We start from the raw sequence: 15,396 nt of genomic DNA, 5'->3' as shown, positions 1-15,396 counted from the left end.
TACAGCAATTGGAACGCTTCTGTGGCGAGGGAGCTTGCTCCCGCTTGGGTGCGCAGCGCCCATAAAAAAGGGGTTGCTGCGCAACCCAGCGGGAGCAAGCTCCCTCGCCACAACAGCCGCCAGGCCCTACAAACTGCGGCTCAGTTATTGCGGATCTTTTCCACAATCGCCGTCGTCGAGCTGTTTTCCACCAGCCCCAACACCTTCACCGTACCGCCGTAGGCCGTGACGATGTCCGCGCCCACGACCTGATCGATGCCGTAGTCACCGCCCTTGACCAGCACATCCGGCTTGACCTGGCGCAGCAGGTTTTCCGGCGTGCCCTCGCTGAAGCTGATCACCCAGTCCACCGCGCCCAGGCCGGCCAGGACCGCCATGCGCCGGTCGACGCTGTTGATCGGGCGACCCGGTCCTTTGAGACGGCTTACGGACGCATCGTCGTTGACCGCGACGATCAGGCGATCGCCTTGGGCCCTGGCCTGCTCCAGGTAGGTCACGTGACCAGCGTGCAGGATGTCGAAGCAACCGTTGGTGAAGACGATTCTTTCGTTGTGAGCTCGGGCGTCGTCAACGGCCAGCAGCAGTTGTTCCAGGCCCAGCACGCCTCGCTCGGAGCCTTCCTCGCGCTGGATGGCGCGGCGTAGCTCGGGAGCGCTGATGGCCGCCGTGCCGAGCTTGCCAACGACAATGCCCGCCGCCAGGTTCGCCAGGGCTACCGCGTGGGGTAATTCCTCGCCGGCAGCGATCGCCGCGGCCAGGGTGGAAATCACGGTATCGCCGGCCCCCGTCACGTCGAACACTTCGCGGGCACGGGCCGGCAGGTGCAACGCGGGGTGATCAGGACGCAGCAGGGTCATGCCGTGCTCGCCACGGGTCACCAGCAAGGCACCGAGGTCGAGGGCCTGCATCAACTGCGCGCCTTTGCTCACCAGGTCGTGCTCATCGACGCAACCACCGACGATGGTTTCGAATTCGCTGAGGTTCGGCGTGATCAGGCTCGCGCCACGGTAAATGGAAAAATCCTTGCCCTTGGGGTCGGCCACTACCGGAATACCACGGGCACGGGCAGCCTGGATCAGCACCTGGTGGTTTTTCAACGCGCCTTTGCCGTAGTCCGACAACACCAGGACCTTGATACCTTCGAGCAGGTTGTCGACCTCGGCACCGAGGGCCAAGGGATCAGTGGCGAACGGTTCTTCGAAGTCGATACGCAGCAGTTGCTGGTGACGACTCATGACCCGCAGCTTGACGATGGTCGGCTGGTGCGCGATGCGCTGGAATATCGCCCGCACACCCGCCCCCTTGAGGCTGTTGGTCAGGCTGTCGGCAGCCTCGTCGTCGCCGGTCACCCCCACCAGGGAGGCCGGCGCGCCGAGGGCGGCGATGTTCAGGGCAACGTTGGCGGCACCACCGGGGCGATCCTCGATGTGCTCGACCTTGACCACCGGTACCGGGGCCTCAGGGGAAATCCGTGAGGTACCGCCATGCCAGTAGCGGTCGAGCATGACATCGCCGACCACCAATACAGGGGCTTGATCGAATCGCGGCATGGACAACTTCATGGAGCATCCCACATACAAAATGAACAGGGCCGCGATATTAGCACAGGGTTGGCGAAGGCTTATCCATGGCTGCAAGGCGACCCCAGGATGCGCGCTCGATCAAATCTGCAGCAACGCCGACAGCCGGGCACAGGCCTGGGCCATTTCCACCTCGCTGGTATCGATCGCGCAGTCCGGCGCGAGTGGCTCCTCGTAGGGACTGTCGAGCCCGGTGAAGTTCTTGATCCGCCCGGCACGGGCTTCGCGGTACAACCCCTTGGGGTCACGCTGGGCACAGACGTCGAAAGGCGTACTCACATAGACTTCCACGAAGGTGCCTTGGGCAAACAACTGTCGAGCCGCTTCCCGGTCGGCGCGAAACGGTGAGATGGCCGCAACGATGACGATCAGGCCGGCGTCGACCATCAGGCGCGCCACCTCGGCAATGCGGCGGATATTTTCCTTACGGGCCTCGGCATCCATGCCCAGGCCCCGGCACAGTCCCTGGCGCAGGTTGTCGCCATCGAGCAGGGCGGTGTGCAAACCCTGCTGGTTGAGTTGCACCTCCAAGGCATTGGCCAGTGTCGACTTGCCCGCCCCCGACAGTCCGGTCAGCCAGATACAACGTGGGCGCTGGGCTTTGATGGCAGCCCGATCCTCGGGCGTGAGCGCCTGCGCATAAGGACGAATCTGCACCTGTTGCATCGATACCTTTGACGTTTCATTCATAACCAAGCATCTCGTAGTCACGTTGGTACACCCGCCGCACCAGCCGACGGGTCCGTACCGAGCAAATGTCCCGTACCGGCACCACGACGCGCTGGCGGGTGCGGTTCACATGGGGCAACGTCGCAGCCAGCCCCAGGTACTCGCACACCCGCTGATAGTCCCGCTCCAGGTATTCCTGATAACCGATGAAGTCCAACGCCAGGTGGCCGAGGGAGTCGGTGAGGAAATCTGTCTGCGCAGCGAAATGCAATTGCCGGGTGATGTTCTCCGGATGCAGCCAGCGAACGACAAAATCGTCGAAGTCGCGGTATTGGCCGACCAGTTTCTGAGCCGCATGGTCGCGCGACCCCAACGTGTTGCCCCGCAGGAAAGCATAGGCCGAATATGCACGTTCCAGCGGATCACGGACAAAGGCAAACTTGAAACTGGCGGCGTACTGCTGCGCAAACTGCTCTTCGTACCAGTACAACGGCAGGTGGCCCGGGCTGTAGCCATCGAAAAGCCCGACGCAAATACTGCTGCCGGCGCATTTTGGCACATGGATGAACAAACAGCCGCGTTGGGCGAAAGCTTCGGGAAAACGGCAATTGGCCGACATCGATTTGTTCACGACCTGTCGGTCGACAACCGACAGGCGCCCCAACAGAAAGGAGCGCTGCGACTTGGGCAGTAGCTTCCAGAGATAGCGTTGCAACATTCAAGCACCCGCGCGAGAGGGATGGCCCCCTCGATGACTAAGTTGGTCCAGGAAAAGTCCTGTGGCCAGACCTTAGCAGTCACGAGTCGCGGATTTATTGTGGGTTGGTCAAGGCGGGTAAGGATTTCGATACAAACTTGTGGGAGCGAGCCTGCTCGCGATGGCGTCGGAACATTCGACATCGCCGCCCCGGAGACACCGCTATCGCGAGCAAGCTCGCACATTGGTACTGGCTGCACACAACATTTGTGTCCCACAGTTGATCGAAGCCGGCCGAGAGAAACAGGCCGGCTGTCACAGCCTGGAATCCGAACTCAGGCGATATTCTCGGCGGGGGCGTCCAGCCCCATGGCGTGAAGACGCGCGTAGTAGCCGTTCTGCGCCAGGAGCTCGCCATGGGTTCCCCGCTCGACGATACGGCCCTGGTCCATCACCAGGATCATGTCGGCTTTTTCGATGGTCGACAGACGATGGGCGATGACCAGGGTCGTACGGCCTTTCATGACCTGATCCAGCGCGGCCTGGATATGCCGTTCGGATTCGGTGTCCAGCGCCGAGGTGGCCTCGTCGAGGATCAGCAGCGGCGCGTTCTTCAACAACGCCCGGGCAATGGCCAGGCGCTGGCGCTGGCCGCCGGACAGCAACACGCCGTTTTCGCCGACCTCCGTGTCCAGGCCATCGGGCAACTGCTCGATGAAGTCCATCGCATAGGCATCCCGAGCCGCCTTTTCAATGTCGGCCCGTGGCGCACCGGCCAGGTCACCGTAGGCGATATTGTTGGCCACCGTGTCATTGAACAGCGTGACATGCTGGGTCACCTGGGCGACATGACGACGCAGGTTACGCAGGCGGTAGTCTTCGATTTCCACGTCGTCGAGCAGAATCTGGCCGACCTCATGGTGATAGAAGCGCGGGATAAGGCTCGCCAGGGTCGATTTACCACTACCTGAACGGCCCACCAATGCAATCATCTGTCCGGGTGCCGCCGTGAAGCTGATGTCCTTGAGTACCTCGCGCTCAGCGTCGGGGTAGGTAAAGCTCAGGTTGCGCACATCGAGACGACCACTGACCCGCTCCTGCTCAACGGTCCCCCTGTCGATCTCCGGCTCGACATCCAGTTGCTCGAAGATGCTCTCGGCACCGGCCACGCCTTTCTGGATGGTGGAGCTGACTTCCGAGAGTTGGCGAATCGGCTTGGGCAGCAGACCAGCAGCCGTGATGTAGGCCACCAGGTCACCGGCCGTCGCGTCGCCGCGCAGGAACAGCACCAGGAACATCAGGGCCGCCATGGCGGTGTAGATCACCAACTGCAACATCGGCGTGTAGACCGCGCCGGTGCGAGTCATGCGCAATTGCTTGTCGGTGTTGCCCTGGCTGGCGTTGGTAAAGCGCTGCTCCTCATAGGCCTCACCGCCGAAGCTGCGCACCACTCGGTAGCCCTGGATGGTCTCGGAGGCAACGTGAGTCACGTCGCCCATGGCCACCTGGATCTTTTTGCTCTGCTTGCGGAATTTCTTGCTGGTACTGCTGACCATGACCGCGATCAGCGGCAGGATCGCCAGCATCACCAGGGTCAGCTTCCAGTTCATCCACACCAGGTAGGCGAAGAGGAACACCACGGAGAGACCTTCGCGGATCACCACCTTGATGGCATCGGTGGCAGCACCGGTGACCATGGTCACGTTGAAGGTGATGCGGGAAATCAGGTGCCCGGAATTGTGGGTGTCGAAATAGCGATTAGGCAGCACCAGCAACTTCTTGAACAACTCGACTCGCAAGTCGTGCACCAGCCCCAAGGAAACCTTGGCCAGGTAATAGTTGCCCAGGAACGACCCCAGGCCCTGCCAGGCAGCGATCAGAACGATCAGCAGCGGCACCGCCATCAGCAGTTTCAAATCCTTGAGGTACGGCACGTTGGGGAAGAGCACCGCATCGGGGTTGCTCAAGCCGTCGACGAAATATTTGAGAATCCCGGCCAGCATGGGCTGGGTCGAGGCAAATATCACGAAACCCACGATACTCAGCAGAAAAATGCCCGCGTAGGGTTTGACGTATCCCAGCAACCGAAAATAGATCTTCAGGCTGGAATCCTGTTCCGCTTTGGGCGGTGCGTCACTCATCGTCGGGCTCACTGGTTAGGAAGAACGCGGAATTTTATCACAGCCACCGGCATTGGCCTGCGCCCAGGTCAAAACGCTGGCCAGACCAATCGGCAGCCAGGTAATGAACCATTCGGCGCGGGGGGTTCCGGTCAGGCTCGCAGCGTCGAACTGCATCGCCAGGAATGAAAACACCCACATACCGAGCACGCCCCGGCCCAGCAGGCTTTCCCGGGCACGCCAGGCTTCGCGCAGCACGGCGAACCAGACGATGCACCACAGCAGCAGCCCCGGCAGCCCGAGTTGAATGGTGACATGGCTGAACAGATTGTGGGCGTGATCGAACTTGAGGCCGTGGACGATAACCCGGTAATCAGCCGCCGCGCCAAGGCCGCCCCACGGGCGCTCGGCAATCATGTGCAGGCTCGACATGAGAATTTCGGGTCGATAGGAAGCACCACGCTCCATGACCAGCGGTTCGAGCAACCAGAAAGTCAGCATCGCCAGCACCAGGGTCGTGGCGGCGATAATCCGGGCCCTCTGGTCACGACAATAGATCGGCATGGCCAGTACGCTGAGCAGCAAGGCCAGCGCAGCGCCGCGACTCTGACTCGCCACGACGAATATGCCCAACAGCGCCAAGGCCACGACCCAAAGCACTTGCAACCCCAAATGACGTGGCATCCAATGCAACATCCAGATTGCCGCCAACCCGATCACGTAGCCGCCAAGGATTGGATGAGACAACTCCCCCAATCCTTGCAGACGCACATTCCAGTGATGGTTCGCATACCCATAGAAATGGATGATGGCCAACAAGGCCGTCAGCGCAAGCCCCAGGCCGCCCCATTGCATGATACGAATCACGCGTTCGGGCTGACCGTTGGCAAAGATCGGGAAAAACAACAGGAACGCCAGGATGTAGAGCAATCGCTTGGCCTCGCGGGCAGGCTCTGCCACTTCGGCCCAGGCCAGTGTCACCAGGGCCCAGGCCATCAGCGCCAGCAGCGCCGTGTAGATCACGCGTTGGGCACGCCATACCTCCGCCAACCGATGACGGGCCGGCCAGGCGAAGACGATCACCGGCAGCCAGACAAATACAACCAACCCCTGTTGATAAATCTTGTTAGTCGGTGCCAGGGCTATCGCCAGCAAAAACCATAACAAGCCAAAGGCCATCCAGCCCTGTGCCCAACGTGTTGCCTGCATCTAACGCTCCTAAACGGTCTACCAGCCAAACCGGCATGGTGAAAACAAAAACTTTTGGGCATCATGGCCCGCCACGGCACCGGTTCTTTCAACAAGGTTTCCCTACGATGCAATCCTCACGGCTTCCCCAAGCCGCTTTGAATCAATTGATTGAAGGCGCCAGCATTCTGGAGGCCGACAGCTACGGCCCAAAAGTCTATCTGCTGCAGGATGGGAATATCCTCAAGCTGTTTCGCCGCAAGCGGCTTTTTTCTTCGGCCTTGCTGAGGCCTTATTCAACGCGATTCATCAATAATGCGGCCCGCCTGCAGAAGCTCGGCGTACCGACCCTCGAAGTGCTGGCCTTCTACAAACTGCAAAAACCCGGCATGACCGCCGTACTGTATCGACCGCTTCCTGGTAAAACCCTGCGTCAATTATCAAGTCAGGAAAACTTCAGCTGGCAGCATACCCTTCCAGCGCTTGTCGAGTTGATCCGCAGCCTGCATGCCAGCGGTATTTATTTTCGCTCGCTGCATCTGGGCAACATCGTCGTCACGCCTGAAAACCAACTGGGGTTGATCGATGTGGCCGACATGCGCTTCCTGCGCTCGCCACTGCCACGCTATCTGGCACGTCGCAACTTGCGGCATTTCGCTCGTTATATTGCCCGAGAGAACCTGAACGGGAGCTTTCCGATGCAAGCATTGGAAAATGCCCTACTGACTGCCTGAGATCAACTGCCGGGCGACCTGGCTGAAGCTCGACCAGGCCTCGTCAGGGGCCAGTGCCCGGTACTGAGCCGCTGCGACCGTATCGGCCGAAGCCTGCGCCGCTCGTTCGATCGCCTCGCTCCAGCCACTTTCGTCGTTGGGCATCGCGTACCAGCCGGTGTCGCCCAGTTGTTCACGAAAGACCGCAAGTTCGCTGGCCAGCACCGGGACACGAGCCAGGACAGCCTCTTGGAGGGTCAGTCCAAGGCCCTCGTCCAGGGACGGGATCAGCACCCAGTCAAATGCCCGATAGAGCGTCGCCACATCCTCCAGATGCCCCACCAGCAAGACTTTGTCGACCAGATCCGGCCGGGCGATCCTCGCTTGCAGCGCTTCGCGCCTCGGTCCCTCGCCGACAATCACCAGGCGCCAATCGGGGTGGTGGATCGCCGCCCGGCCAAACGCCTCCAGCAGACAGGCAAACCCCTTGCTGTCCACCAGCCGTCCCACCGCGCCAAATATCCGCGTCTGCGAGTCTGGTAGACCCAGTCGGGCACGTGCCGCTTCGCGAGACAGCAGCGCGGCCTGGAATTGCGCCGGATCGAACGCGCTACGCAGCGCAGCGACCTGCATGCCCAACTCGTCCTGGAGCGACATCGCCAGGGTCTGGGAGACCGCAGCCAGGGTCAGGCGGGAGGCAGGGAAGCCGCGCAACAGCTCGCGCCCCGCAGGATTGAGCCGTGTCGCGCCATGGAAGATCACCACTACGCGGATCTGCGGCATGACCTTGAGGACCGGCAACAGGGTACGGGCCACACCGATGCCATCGAGCAATACCACACGCGCATCGCTGTCGAGCAACGCCTGACGGAAACGATTGTGCATCAGGGGTTTTAGCAGGCGCCAAACGTGTCGACCCTTGAGCCGGGCCGATGTCATATTCCACTCAAGCGCCGCCCCGACATCAATCTGGCAGGCAGCCGCCGACCCCTGCAAGAGCCATGTCTTGACAGGCATCGCTGGTTCCATCCGCGAGAGAATCTGATTATGGACCTTGTGTACCGAAGCGAACGGTGCACCGCCCGCCCACATGACATTGATAATGCTCATCGAGCAGCAAACCTTTTATCGCGGACCAGGATTCATGCTTCGCGGCATTCAGTAGTTGATAAGCCAGCCAATGCAGACCCCGAGCAAGAGAACCAGGGACAACTTGACTTGCTCGCGGCGCTTGCGGCGGGCCTTGCGCTGGCGCTCCACGGGTACTTCCACATGCACCCCGAATCCGGTATGCAAAACAGCATCCCCTTCGAGCGTGACCGCCGTCAAGTTCAGTTCGGCATAACGAAGCGACAAGGCTTTTTCACCGCCGAAACCGGCGAAAGGGGCACACAGCCGATACTCCTTCAACCGCCGCAGACCAGGATTGAGGGAGAAGCTTTGCCATTCGGGCTTGTCTGAAATCAATGGATAACAGGGCACGCCGCCGATGACTTCACGCTCGCCCAGGCGAATGTAGGGACTGTGCACGCACAAATCGTAGACATAGTTACGCAACCACACCTGAAGAATATCTGGCCGTTGCTCCAGGATCGTGCGCGAATCTTCCACGAAGGCCGGGCGATAGAACGCCCAGTCATCTTCACAGTGAAAGATATAAGGCGTCTTGACGTGCTCGTACGCCAGGTCGATCGAAGCCAGTTGTCCCAGCTTCGGTCGATTGACGAAGGCCGTCGTGCGGTCCTTCCAGTGAGCGGGAATGACCGCATGTACGCCTTCGTCGCCGGCATCTTCGGTAATGAAGACCTCACGGATCGGCGCGGTGTTGAAACGGTCGAAGCTCTCCAGGGTCTGCTTGAGCAGGTCGAGCCGGCCGCAACTGGTTACCACCAGGGTAATGTCACTATCGTCGGAAAACTGCACTGAAATACCATTTAGTCAAACGCCATCTGAACACCGGATGGCTCAACGGTTCGTATCAAACGCCCAGTTTCAGGCGCAATGTTTCCAGCAGATTCAATGGGGCTCGAGGCCGCAGCGGCGGCTCCAATGCTTCAACGATTTTCTGCCCGATGCGCGCGAAGCTGAACTGCTCAAGCGCCAGCTTCTGGCCGTTGTGCGCCACACTGCGCGCCAGCTCGGGGTCGGCGCGCAGCCGGGAAAGTTTTTCCTGGAGCTGTGGGATGTCACGGTACAACACCACGTTGTGCATGTCCTGCAACCCCAACGCCCGCGCCTCCTCGACGCCCTGATCGAACGCCAGCAGCACACAACCGCAGGCCATCGCTTCAAAATTCTTGATCATGAATTCGCCCATGCCTACGTCGGCACTGACGAAAAAACGGATACGGTTAAGGGTTTCGCAATACTCTTCGCCGGACTTGGTCCGGGTCACGACCAGCGGCTCAACGCGCCCCAGCTCATCCAGCAGGGCCTTGCGACCACTGTAGGCGACACTGTTGGTGCTGCCGACGAAGGCCAACTCGATGTCCCGCTCACGCCCCTGATCCTGCAATAACGACTGATCGTAGCCCTTGGGCACGAAAACCGCATCGAAACCTTCGCCGCGCAGACGTTCGGTCACCATGAAGCCGGAGCTGATCACCCGCACCCACGGCAGGCGACGGTAATGCGCACTGAACTTGCCGGTGTATTTGCACGGGATGTAATTCTGGTAGGCATCGTGCTCGAGGATCACCAGGTTGGGGATCGTGCGGATGAAACCAGCCTGGCGGATCTCCTGCTTGAAACGCAGGAAAAACACGATCCGGTCATAACGCGATACATCCACGTGGCGGCGGAAATATCCCCGCAGGTTGCGTTGTTCCTTGCTGTCGAGCCAGCGCAAGTCGCACTCGCAATGAGCGGCCACGCCTTCGTAGAGTCGGTCCAGGATGGCCCGCTGTTCTTTCTGCACCAGAAACAGAACTTTCATCGTTTTCCTTGCGGCACCGAACGACTTGATAAATAACCGGAGGCCGGTTTGCGCCGTAGCGCAAAGCCTCCCCACCTTGGGCCGTTACAACCGCCAGAACAGCTCATGGCGACGCACAGCCTTGCGAAAAAACTCGTTCTCGCCATACGGCGAGCCCGTGCGCCCGGCCAGCAGGCGCTGGATGCCACGGCGCAAGCGTCGCTTGAACGGCGCGCGCGGTTGCAGGTCATGCATCATGCCCAGCGCCATGGCCTTGTCGCGCTGTCCAGGCAACGCCAGCGGCAGGCTGACAGGCTGCATCGGCTGGGCCGGCTCGAAATACGGCGGCAACGCAATGCCTGTGCCCGCATCCCCCATGGGCCAGCGATCATTGTCGTGCAGGTGATTGGCGTAGCCCAACAGCGTGGTCGGTTGCCACTCCAGGCCTTCGAGGGCTTGCAGGACGGCATGATGGGCGCAGAGATGATCGGGGTGCGGATCGAGGGTCGGATGTGGCAATACAATGACTTCGGGACGCGCCTTGAGCAGCAGTTCGCGCAGGTCCGCCAGCAGGTTGTTCCAGGTCGGCGCGCCGTCGGCATCGCCCGGCAAGGTGAACGGGTTCAACTGGCGGAACAGCCGGATATCGCTCAGGCCAGCCTCGCGAGAGCCTTGTGGTTGGCTCGGCGCCGCCTGCATGGCCGCCAGTTGCAGGCAGAAATACCCCAACTGCACACAGTGCGCTTCAGGCACCCCAGCCCAACGCGGTACGGCAATGCTGTCCCAGGCGCGCAAACGGCCCTTGAGCCGCGCGGCCTCGACACGGTCCAAGCCCATCTGTTGATAATGCTCAGCTTCGATTTCACCGGCGGTCAGCGTCACAATCCAGGTTTCGTCTGCCTGGCTGTACAAACCATAGGCAGCCAGTTCCGCATCATCGGCGTGAGGGGCGATGACCATCACCCGCTGGCGCTGGACTTGTGGTGGCGTGAAAGACCACAGCGTCGGCTCGCCCAGCAAACGGCAATGGCGCCCACGCAGACGCAGCTCGCCCCGGGACAACGCCGGACCCTGCTCGCTGAGATTGAGATAGCGCAGGCCATTGACCCCGCGCTCGAAAGTTTGCAGGTCCCTTTCGCCGCCCGACAATTCGACGAGCGGGTCGATAAAGCGTCCCAGCCAAGTGCTCTTGATCCGCAGCGCGAGGATCAGCGTCGCGCCATCGTCCAGGATCACGCCTTCGTCCAACCGTAGCCGCCCGGCATTCAAATGCACCTTGGGTTGCTGGGTGAACGGCGGAAAGCTGTATTGGTAATCGTCCCGGGGCGAATAGAACAAGTGATCGGCGAACCACGCCTCGTGGGCGATCCAGCCCAGCACCGCCAGTACCAGGGGCAGCCACCAGGCCACCGCGACGCCCAGCGACACCAACACCACCAGGGCGAGTAACAACCCCACGCGCTTGTTGCGACGGTGGCGCCGGAGCAGCTGTTGCTTGCGACTCATGGGCGGGTTCATACGGTAAACACCGGCACGGGGTTGCACCAACGGTCCTTGTATTCCCGGTCCGCCCGGCCGAATGAAAAACGCAACGGCTTGCCGGCGGCACGAGCATGTTCCCAGGCGCTTTGGGTGTTGAGGAAGCTCAACACGCTGCCGGGGCTGAATTCGCGGGTCTGCGGGTCGACGCCACCGTTGATGTACTCGACGCTGATCCACTCGGGCGCTTCGACGCGATACACCAACTGGATGGCAATCGGCGCATCGTTGAGAAAAATCACCGAGCCGATCAACCATTCGCGCAGCAACTCGATCACCTCGCCCATGCGCTCGGCACCGGTGGCCGCAAAGCCCCAGCGACGCAGGAACAGGTCACAGTAGATCGAGGCCAACTCGGCGCTGGAAAACTCGTCGACCGGCCGTACCACCCCGCCCGCCTCTTCCAGCAAACGCAACTCGCGGCGCTGGTTGTAGCGAAACTTCTTGGACAGTTCTTCCGGCGTGCGGGCCATGGCCAGTTGTTCCTGCTGCAACTTCAAGCCGCTGAAGCGTCCCTCATTGAGGGCCGACAGGTAACGTCCACGATGCCGCAACGGGGCTTGTGCATCGGGCGCCGCCGGCAGGATCAGCTCGGCATTGCCCAGGTCGAACAGGCCCTTCTTGCCGCTGCGCTTGAGCACGTCTTTGGACAGCGCCAGGTCGCGGCCCCAGGTCGGTATGGCGGCCTTGAGTTCGCCATCCTGCTCGAACGCCAGGTAGCGCACGGGAATCCCGGCCAGGGCCGCCAGGCGCTCGACCACCAAAGGATGGGTCGCCACACTGCCGCCAAAACGCTGCCAGGCCTGGGCATAAATCGACGCATCGACAGCGGTCCAGCCGCGCTCGCGCCAGCCTTGGAATCGGTTGAGCATCAGGCCCTCGGCGCCAGTTCGGTGACTTGGGGCAAACGCCAGAATGCCTCGCGTACGGCGCGATCCGAGAAGCGTTCGCGCAAGCGGTCGAGCATCAGCTCGGCGCATTGGCGACGCTGCAGATCGTCCATGGCCGCCAGGTGTTGCAGCCCCTGGGCCATGTGCTCGGCGTCGCCCAGCGGAAACAGGATGCCCACGTCCTCGACCACTTCCTTGGCGCCGCCGCAGGCCGTGGCCAGCAACGGCACGCCAGCGGCCATGGCTTCGAGCAGCACCATGCCGAACGGTTCGTGGTCGGAGCTCAGGGCGAACACATCAAAAGCGCGGAAATAACGGCGCGCCTCGGGCACCTGGCCAAGGAACAGCACGCGATCAGCAATGCCCAGCTCACGAGCCAGTGCCTTGAGATCCTGCTCCAGACGGCCCTTGCCGAGAATCGCCAACTGGCTGTTGACCGGCAGATACTCCAGTGCCGCGGCAAAGCCGCGCAACAGTGTGGCCTGGTCCTTGTCCGGGTGCAGACGGCCAACATTGCCGACAATCCAGGCGTCCGTATCCAGCCCGAGCGTATGCCGCGCCTCCTCCCGGGAGACTTGGCCGGCCTGGGCGGCATCGAGGTCGATGCGGTTGTAGAGAGTCTGGATCCGCGTAGCCGGCCATTTCGGCAGGCAGCGACGCATGTCGTCACGCACCGCATCGGACACTCCGAGCAGGCTCAGACGCTTGCGAAACACATGGGCGAACAGCCGGCGTGTACGCCGCTGGTAGTCACCAAAGGCATGGTGCACGCCGATCACCGGCAGGCGCGTGCCCAGCAGGGCGATGTAGATCGGCTTGAAGCGATGGGCAATGCAGAAACTGAAATTGCGTGAGGCGGCGATCTTGCGCAGATCGCTGATGGCACCCAGCTTCAGGCCGCGAACGGCACTGGAGCTGTACTCCATGAACAGCACCTCGTCCGAGGCACAGCCGGCGGCGACCTCAGCATCGGCCGCCCCAGTGAGAAACACCGTGGTCACGCGATAGCCAGTGCCCGCGAACAGGCTGGCGTACTGACGGGCGCAGTCGAGGAACGGCCCGTCATAACCGTGGCAGAACTGCAGCACATGTCGCTCAGCCGAGCGTGTCATAAGCGTCCACGCCGTCTTTGACCACCAGGATGTCTTCCATGATCAGGTACTGCAGGTCGGAACCATAGAACATGTTCAGCGCGTCGGTCGGCGAGCAGATCATCGGTTCGCCACGACGGTTGAGCGAAGTATTCAGCGACACGCCGTTGCCGGTCAGGACTTCCAGCGCCTTCATCATGTCGTAGTAGCGCGGGTTGTATTCACGCTTGAGCACCTGGGCCCGGGACGTGCCGTCTTCATGGACGACTTCCGGCACGCGGGTTTTCCATTCTTCGGCCACTTCGAAGGTGAAGGTCATGAACGGCGCCGGGTGGTCGACCTTGATCATCTGCGGCGCGACGGTGTCGAGCATCGACGGGCAGAAAGGCCTCCAGCGCTCGCGGAACTTGATCTGTTCGTTGATGCGATCGGCCACGCCGCTGGCGCTCGGGCAGCCAATGATCGAGCGACCGCCCAGGGCGCGTGGGCCAAACTCCATGCGCCCCTGGAACCAGGCCACCGGATTGCCGTCGACCATGATCTTGGCGATGCGCTCAGGCGTGTTGTCGATCTTGCGCCATGCCGGCTTGCTCGGATGGCGGGCGCATGCAGCGATCACGTCTTCGTTGCTGTAGGCCGGGCCGAGGTAGACATGTTCCATCTTCTCTACCGGCACACCACGGGCGTGGGACACATAAGCCGCCGCACCCACCGCGGTACCGGCGTCACCGGAAGCCGGTTGCACGAACAGCTCCTTGACGTCGTCGCGGGCGATGATTTTCTGGTTCAGCTTGACGTTCAACGCGCAGCCGCCGGCGAAAGCCAGCTTGCCGGTTTCCTTGAGTACGTCGCCCAGGTAGTGATCGATCATTTGCAGCGCGAGCTTCTCGAACAGCGCCTGCATGCTGGCCGCGTAGTGAATGTACGGCTCGTCGGCGATGTCGCCTTCGCGTTTCGGGCCGAGCCACTCGATCAGCTTCGGCGAGAAGTAGAAACCCTTGCCCTTCTCTTTATAGCGACGCAGGCCGATCACGTTGGCATAGTCGGTGTTGATCACCAGCTCGCCGTTTTCGAACGAGGCCAGGCGCGAGAAATCGTACTTGCTGGCATCGCCGTAAGGCGCCATGCCCATGACCTTGAATTCACCGTCGAGCATTTCAAAACCGAGAAACTCGGTGATCGCGCCGTACAGGCCACCCAGGGAGTCTGGGTCGAAGAATTCCTTGATCTTGTGGATCTTGCCGTTTTCGCCGTAGCCGAAGAAGGTCGTGGCGTATTCGCCCTTGCCATCGATGCCCAGGATCGCGGTTTTTTCCTGGAAGCCCGAGCAGTGGTAGGCGCTGGAGGCGTGGGCCAGGTGGTGCTCGACCGGCTCGATCTTGATTTTTTTCGGATCGAAGCCCAGTTGCTCCAGGCACCAGACGATCTTGCGGCGATAGCGCTTGTAGCGACGGTTACCCATCAGGATCGCGTCGAGGGCGCGGTCCGGGGCGTACCAGTAACGCTTGGCGTAGTGCCAGCGAGCCTCGCCGAACAGGCTGATCGGGGCGAAGGGAATCGCCACCACGTCAACGTCGGACGGTTTGATGCCAGCCTGTTCCAGGCAGAACTTCGCCGACTCGTAGGGCATGCGGTTCTTTGCATGTTTATCGCGTACGAAGCGCTCTTCCTCGGCCGCCGCGATCAGCTTGCCGTCAATGTACAGCGCTGCGGAAGGATCATGGCTAAGGGCGCCGGACAGGCCAAGAATCGTCAATGCCACAGGGGTCTAGCCTCTTATGTCTGCATACGGGCGACAAGCGCCGCGAAAAATTGATGTGCCGCGCGCCAAGGGTGCGGGGCAGCTAAAGGGCGGGATTATAGCTTAAAAGCGGCCTTAAGCCTCTAGCGGTGAGTGGCGAGCGTGCAGCACACGATTGCCTGGCGCTTGCAGGGCAGCGTACCTGTGGCGAGGGAGCTTGCTCCCGCTCGGCGGCGCAGCCGTCGTAAACCGGT

13 protein-coding genes are annotated in these 15,396 nt (G+C 61.4%); 1 reads left to right on the top strand and 12 read right to left on the bottom strand.

Annotation, left to right across the window (positions count from 1 at the left end):
• Positions 1–140: 140 nt before the first annotated feature.
• From hldE to PSH86_RS02775, 5 genes are all read right to left on the bottom strand, one after another.
• A complete protein-coding gene (gene hldE / locus PSH86_RS02795) occupies positions 141–1,562 on the bottom strand; it encodes a bifunctional D-glycero-beta-D-manno-heptose-7-phosphate kinase/D-glycero-beta-D-manno-heptose 1-phosphate adenylyltransferase HldE (protein WP_305487682.1) in 1,422 nt (473 codons plus the stop codon).
• Between the two features lie 99 nt (positions 1,563–1,661).
• Positions 1,662–2,270, bottom strand: coding sequence for an adenylyl-sulfate kinase (cysC, locus tag PSH86_RS02790; RefSeq protein WP_249015882.1), 609 nt, complete (start codon positions 2,268–2,270; stop codon positions 1,662–1,664).
• A complete protein-coding gene (locus PSH86_RS02785) occupies positions 2,263–2,967 on the bottom strand; it encodes a sulfotransferase family 2 domain-containing protein (RefSeq protein ID WP_109752124.1) in 705 nt (234 codons plus the stop codon). The genes cysC and PSH86_RS02785 overlap by 8 nt, the downstream gene beginning before the upstream one ends.
• Positions 2,968–3,281: 314 nt before the next feature.
• Complete coding sequence (msbA, locus tag PSH86_RS02780) at positions 3,282–5,087, bottom strand: lipid A export permease/ATP-binding protein MsbA (protein ID WP_109752123.1); 1,806 nt, start codon at positions 5,085–5,087, stop codon at positions 3,282–3,284.
• Between the two features lie 15 nt (positions 5,088–5,102).
• Positions 5,103–6,275: an O-antigen ligase gene (locus PSH86_RS02775; protein ID WP_163855578.1), complete on the bottom strand. Its 1,173-nt coding sequence runs from the start codon at positions 6,273–6,275 to the stop codon at positions 5,103–5,105.
• A 107-nt stretch (positions 6,276–6,382) separates the two neighbouring features.
• Here PSH86_RS02775 and PSH86_RS02770 point away from each other — a divergent pair, with 107 nt between their 5' ends.
• Positions 6,383–6,988 (top strand): toluene tolerance protein, encoded by a 606-nt coding sequence (locus PSH86_RS02770; RefSeq protein ID WP_116834023.1) that lies wholly within the window; start codon positions 6,383–6,385, stop codon positions 6,986–6,988.
• Here the strand turns inward: PSH86_RS02770 and PSH86_RS02765 are convergent.
• The 7 genes from PSH86_RS02765 to PSH86_RS02735 form a co-directional block, all read right to left on the bottom strand.
• Positions 6,974–8,077: a glycosyltransferase gene (locus PSH86_RS02765; RefSeq protein WP_109752120.1), complete on the bottom strand. Its 1,104-nt coding sequence runs from the start codon at positions 8,075–8,077 to the stop codon at positions 6,974–6,976. The two genes, PSH86_RS02770 and PSH86_RS02765, sit on opposite strands and share 15 nt — an antisense overlap.
• Positions 8,078–8,125: 48 nt before the next feature.
• A complete protein-coding gene (locus PSH86_RS02760; protein ID WP_109752119.1) occupies positions 8,126–8,890 on the bottom strand; it encodes a hypothetical protein in 765 nt (254 codons plus the stop codon).
• A 55-nt stretch (positions 8,891–8,945) separates the two neighbouring features.
• Positions 8,946–9,902, bottom strand: a complete 957-nt coding sequence (locus tag PSH86_RS02755; protein ID WP_109752118.1) for a glycosyltransferase — start codon at positions 9,900–9,902, stop codon at positions 8,946–8,948.
• Between the two features lie 84 nt (positions 9,903–9,986).
• Positions 9,987–11,387, bottom strand: a complete 1,401-nt coding sequence (locus PSH86_RS02750; protein ID WP_109752117.1) for a PIG-L deacetylase family protein — start codon at positions 11,385–11,387, stop codon at positions 9,987–9,989.
• 8 nt (positions 11,388–11,395) lie between these two features.
• Complete coding sequence (locus PSH86_RS02745; protein ID WP_116834021.1) at positions 11,396–12,292, bottom strand: antimicrobial resistance protein Mig-14; 897 nt, start codon at positions 12,290–12,292, stop codon at positions 11,396–11,398.
• The gene (locus PSH86_RS02740) at positions 12,292–13,422 is read right to left on the bottom strand and encodes a glycosyltransferase (RefSeq protein ID WP_109752115.1); all 1,131 of its coding nucleotides are present in this window, start codon (positions 13,420–13,422) and stop codon (positions 12,292–12,294) included. Before PSH86_RS02740 ends, PSH86_RS02745 begins: the two co-directional genes overlap by 1 nt.
• Positions 13,406–15,163, bottom strand: a complete 1,758-nt coding sequence (locus PSH86_RS02735; protein WP_109752114.1) for a carbamoyltransferase — start codon at positions 15,161–15,163, stop codon at positions 13,406–13,408. Before PSH86_RS02735 ends, PSH86_RS02740 begins: the two co-directional genes overlap by 17 nt.
• Positions 15,164–15,396 lie beyond the last annotated feature (233 nt).

This window comes from Pseudomonas sp. FP2300, assembly GCF_030687595.1.
Classification (GTDB): domain Bacteria; phylum Pseudomonadota; class Gammaproteobacteria; order Pseudomonadales; family Pseudomonadaceae; genus Aquipseudomonas; species Aquipseudomonas bijieensis.
This window is presented reverse-complemented; position numbering and strand designations above follow the sequence as displayed.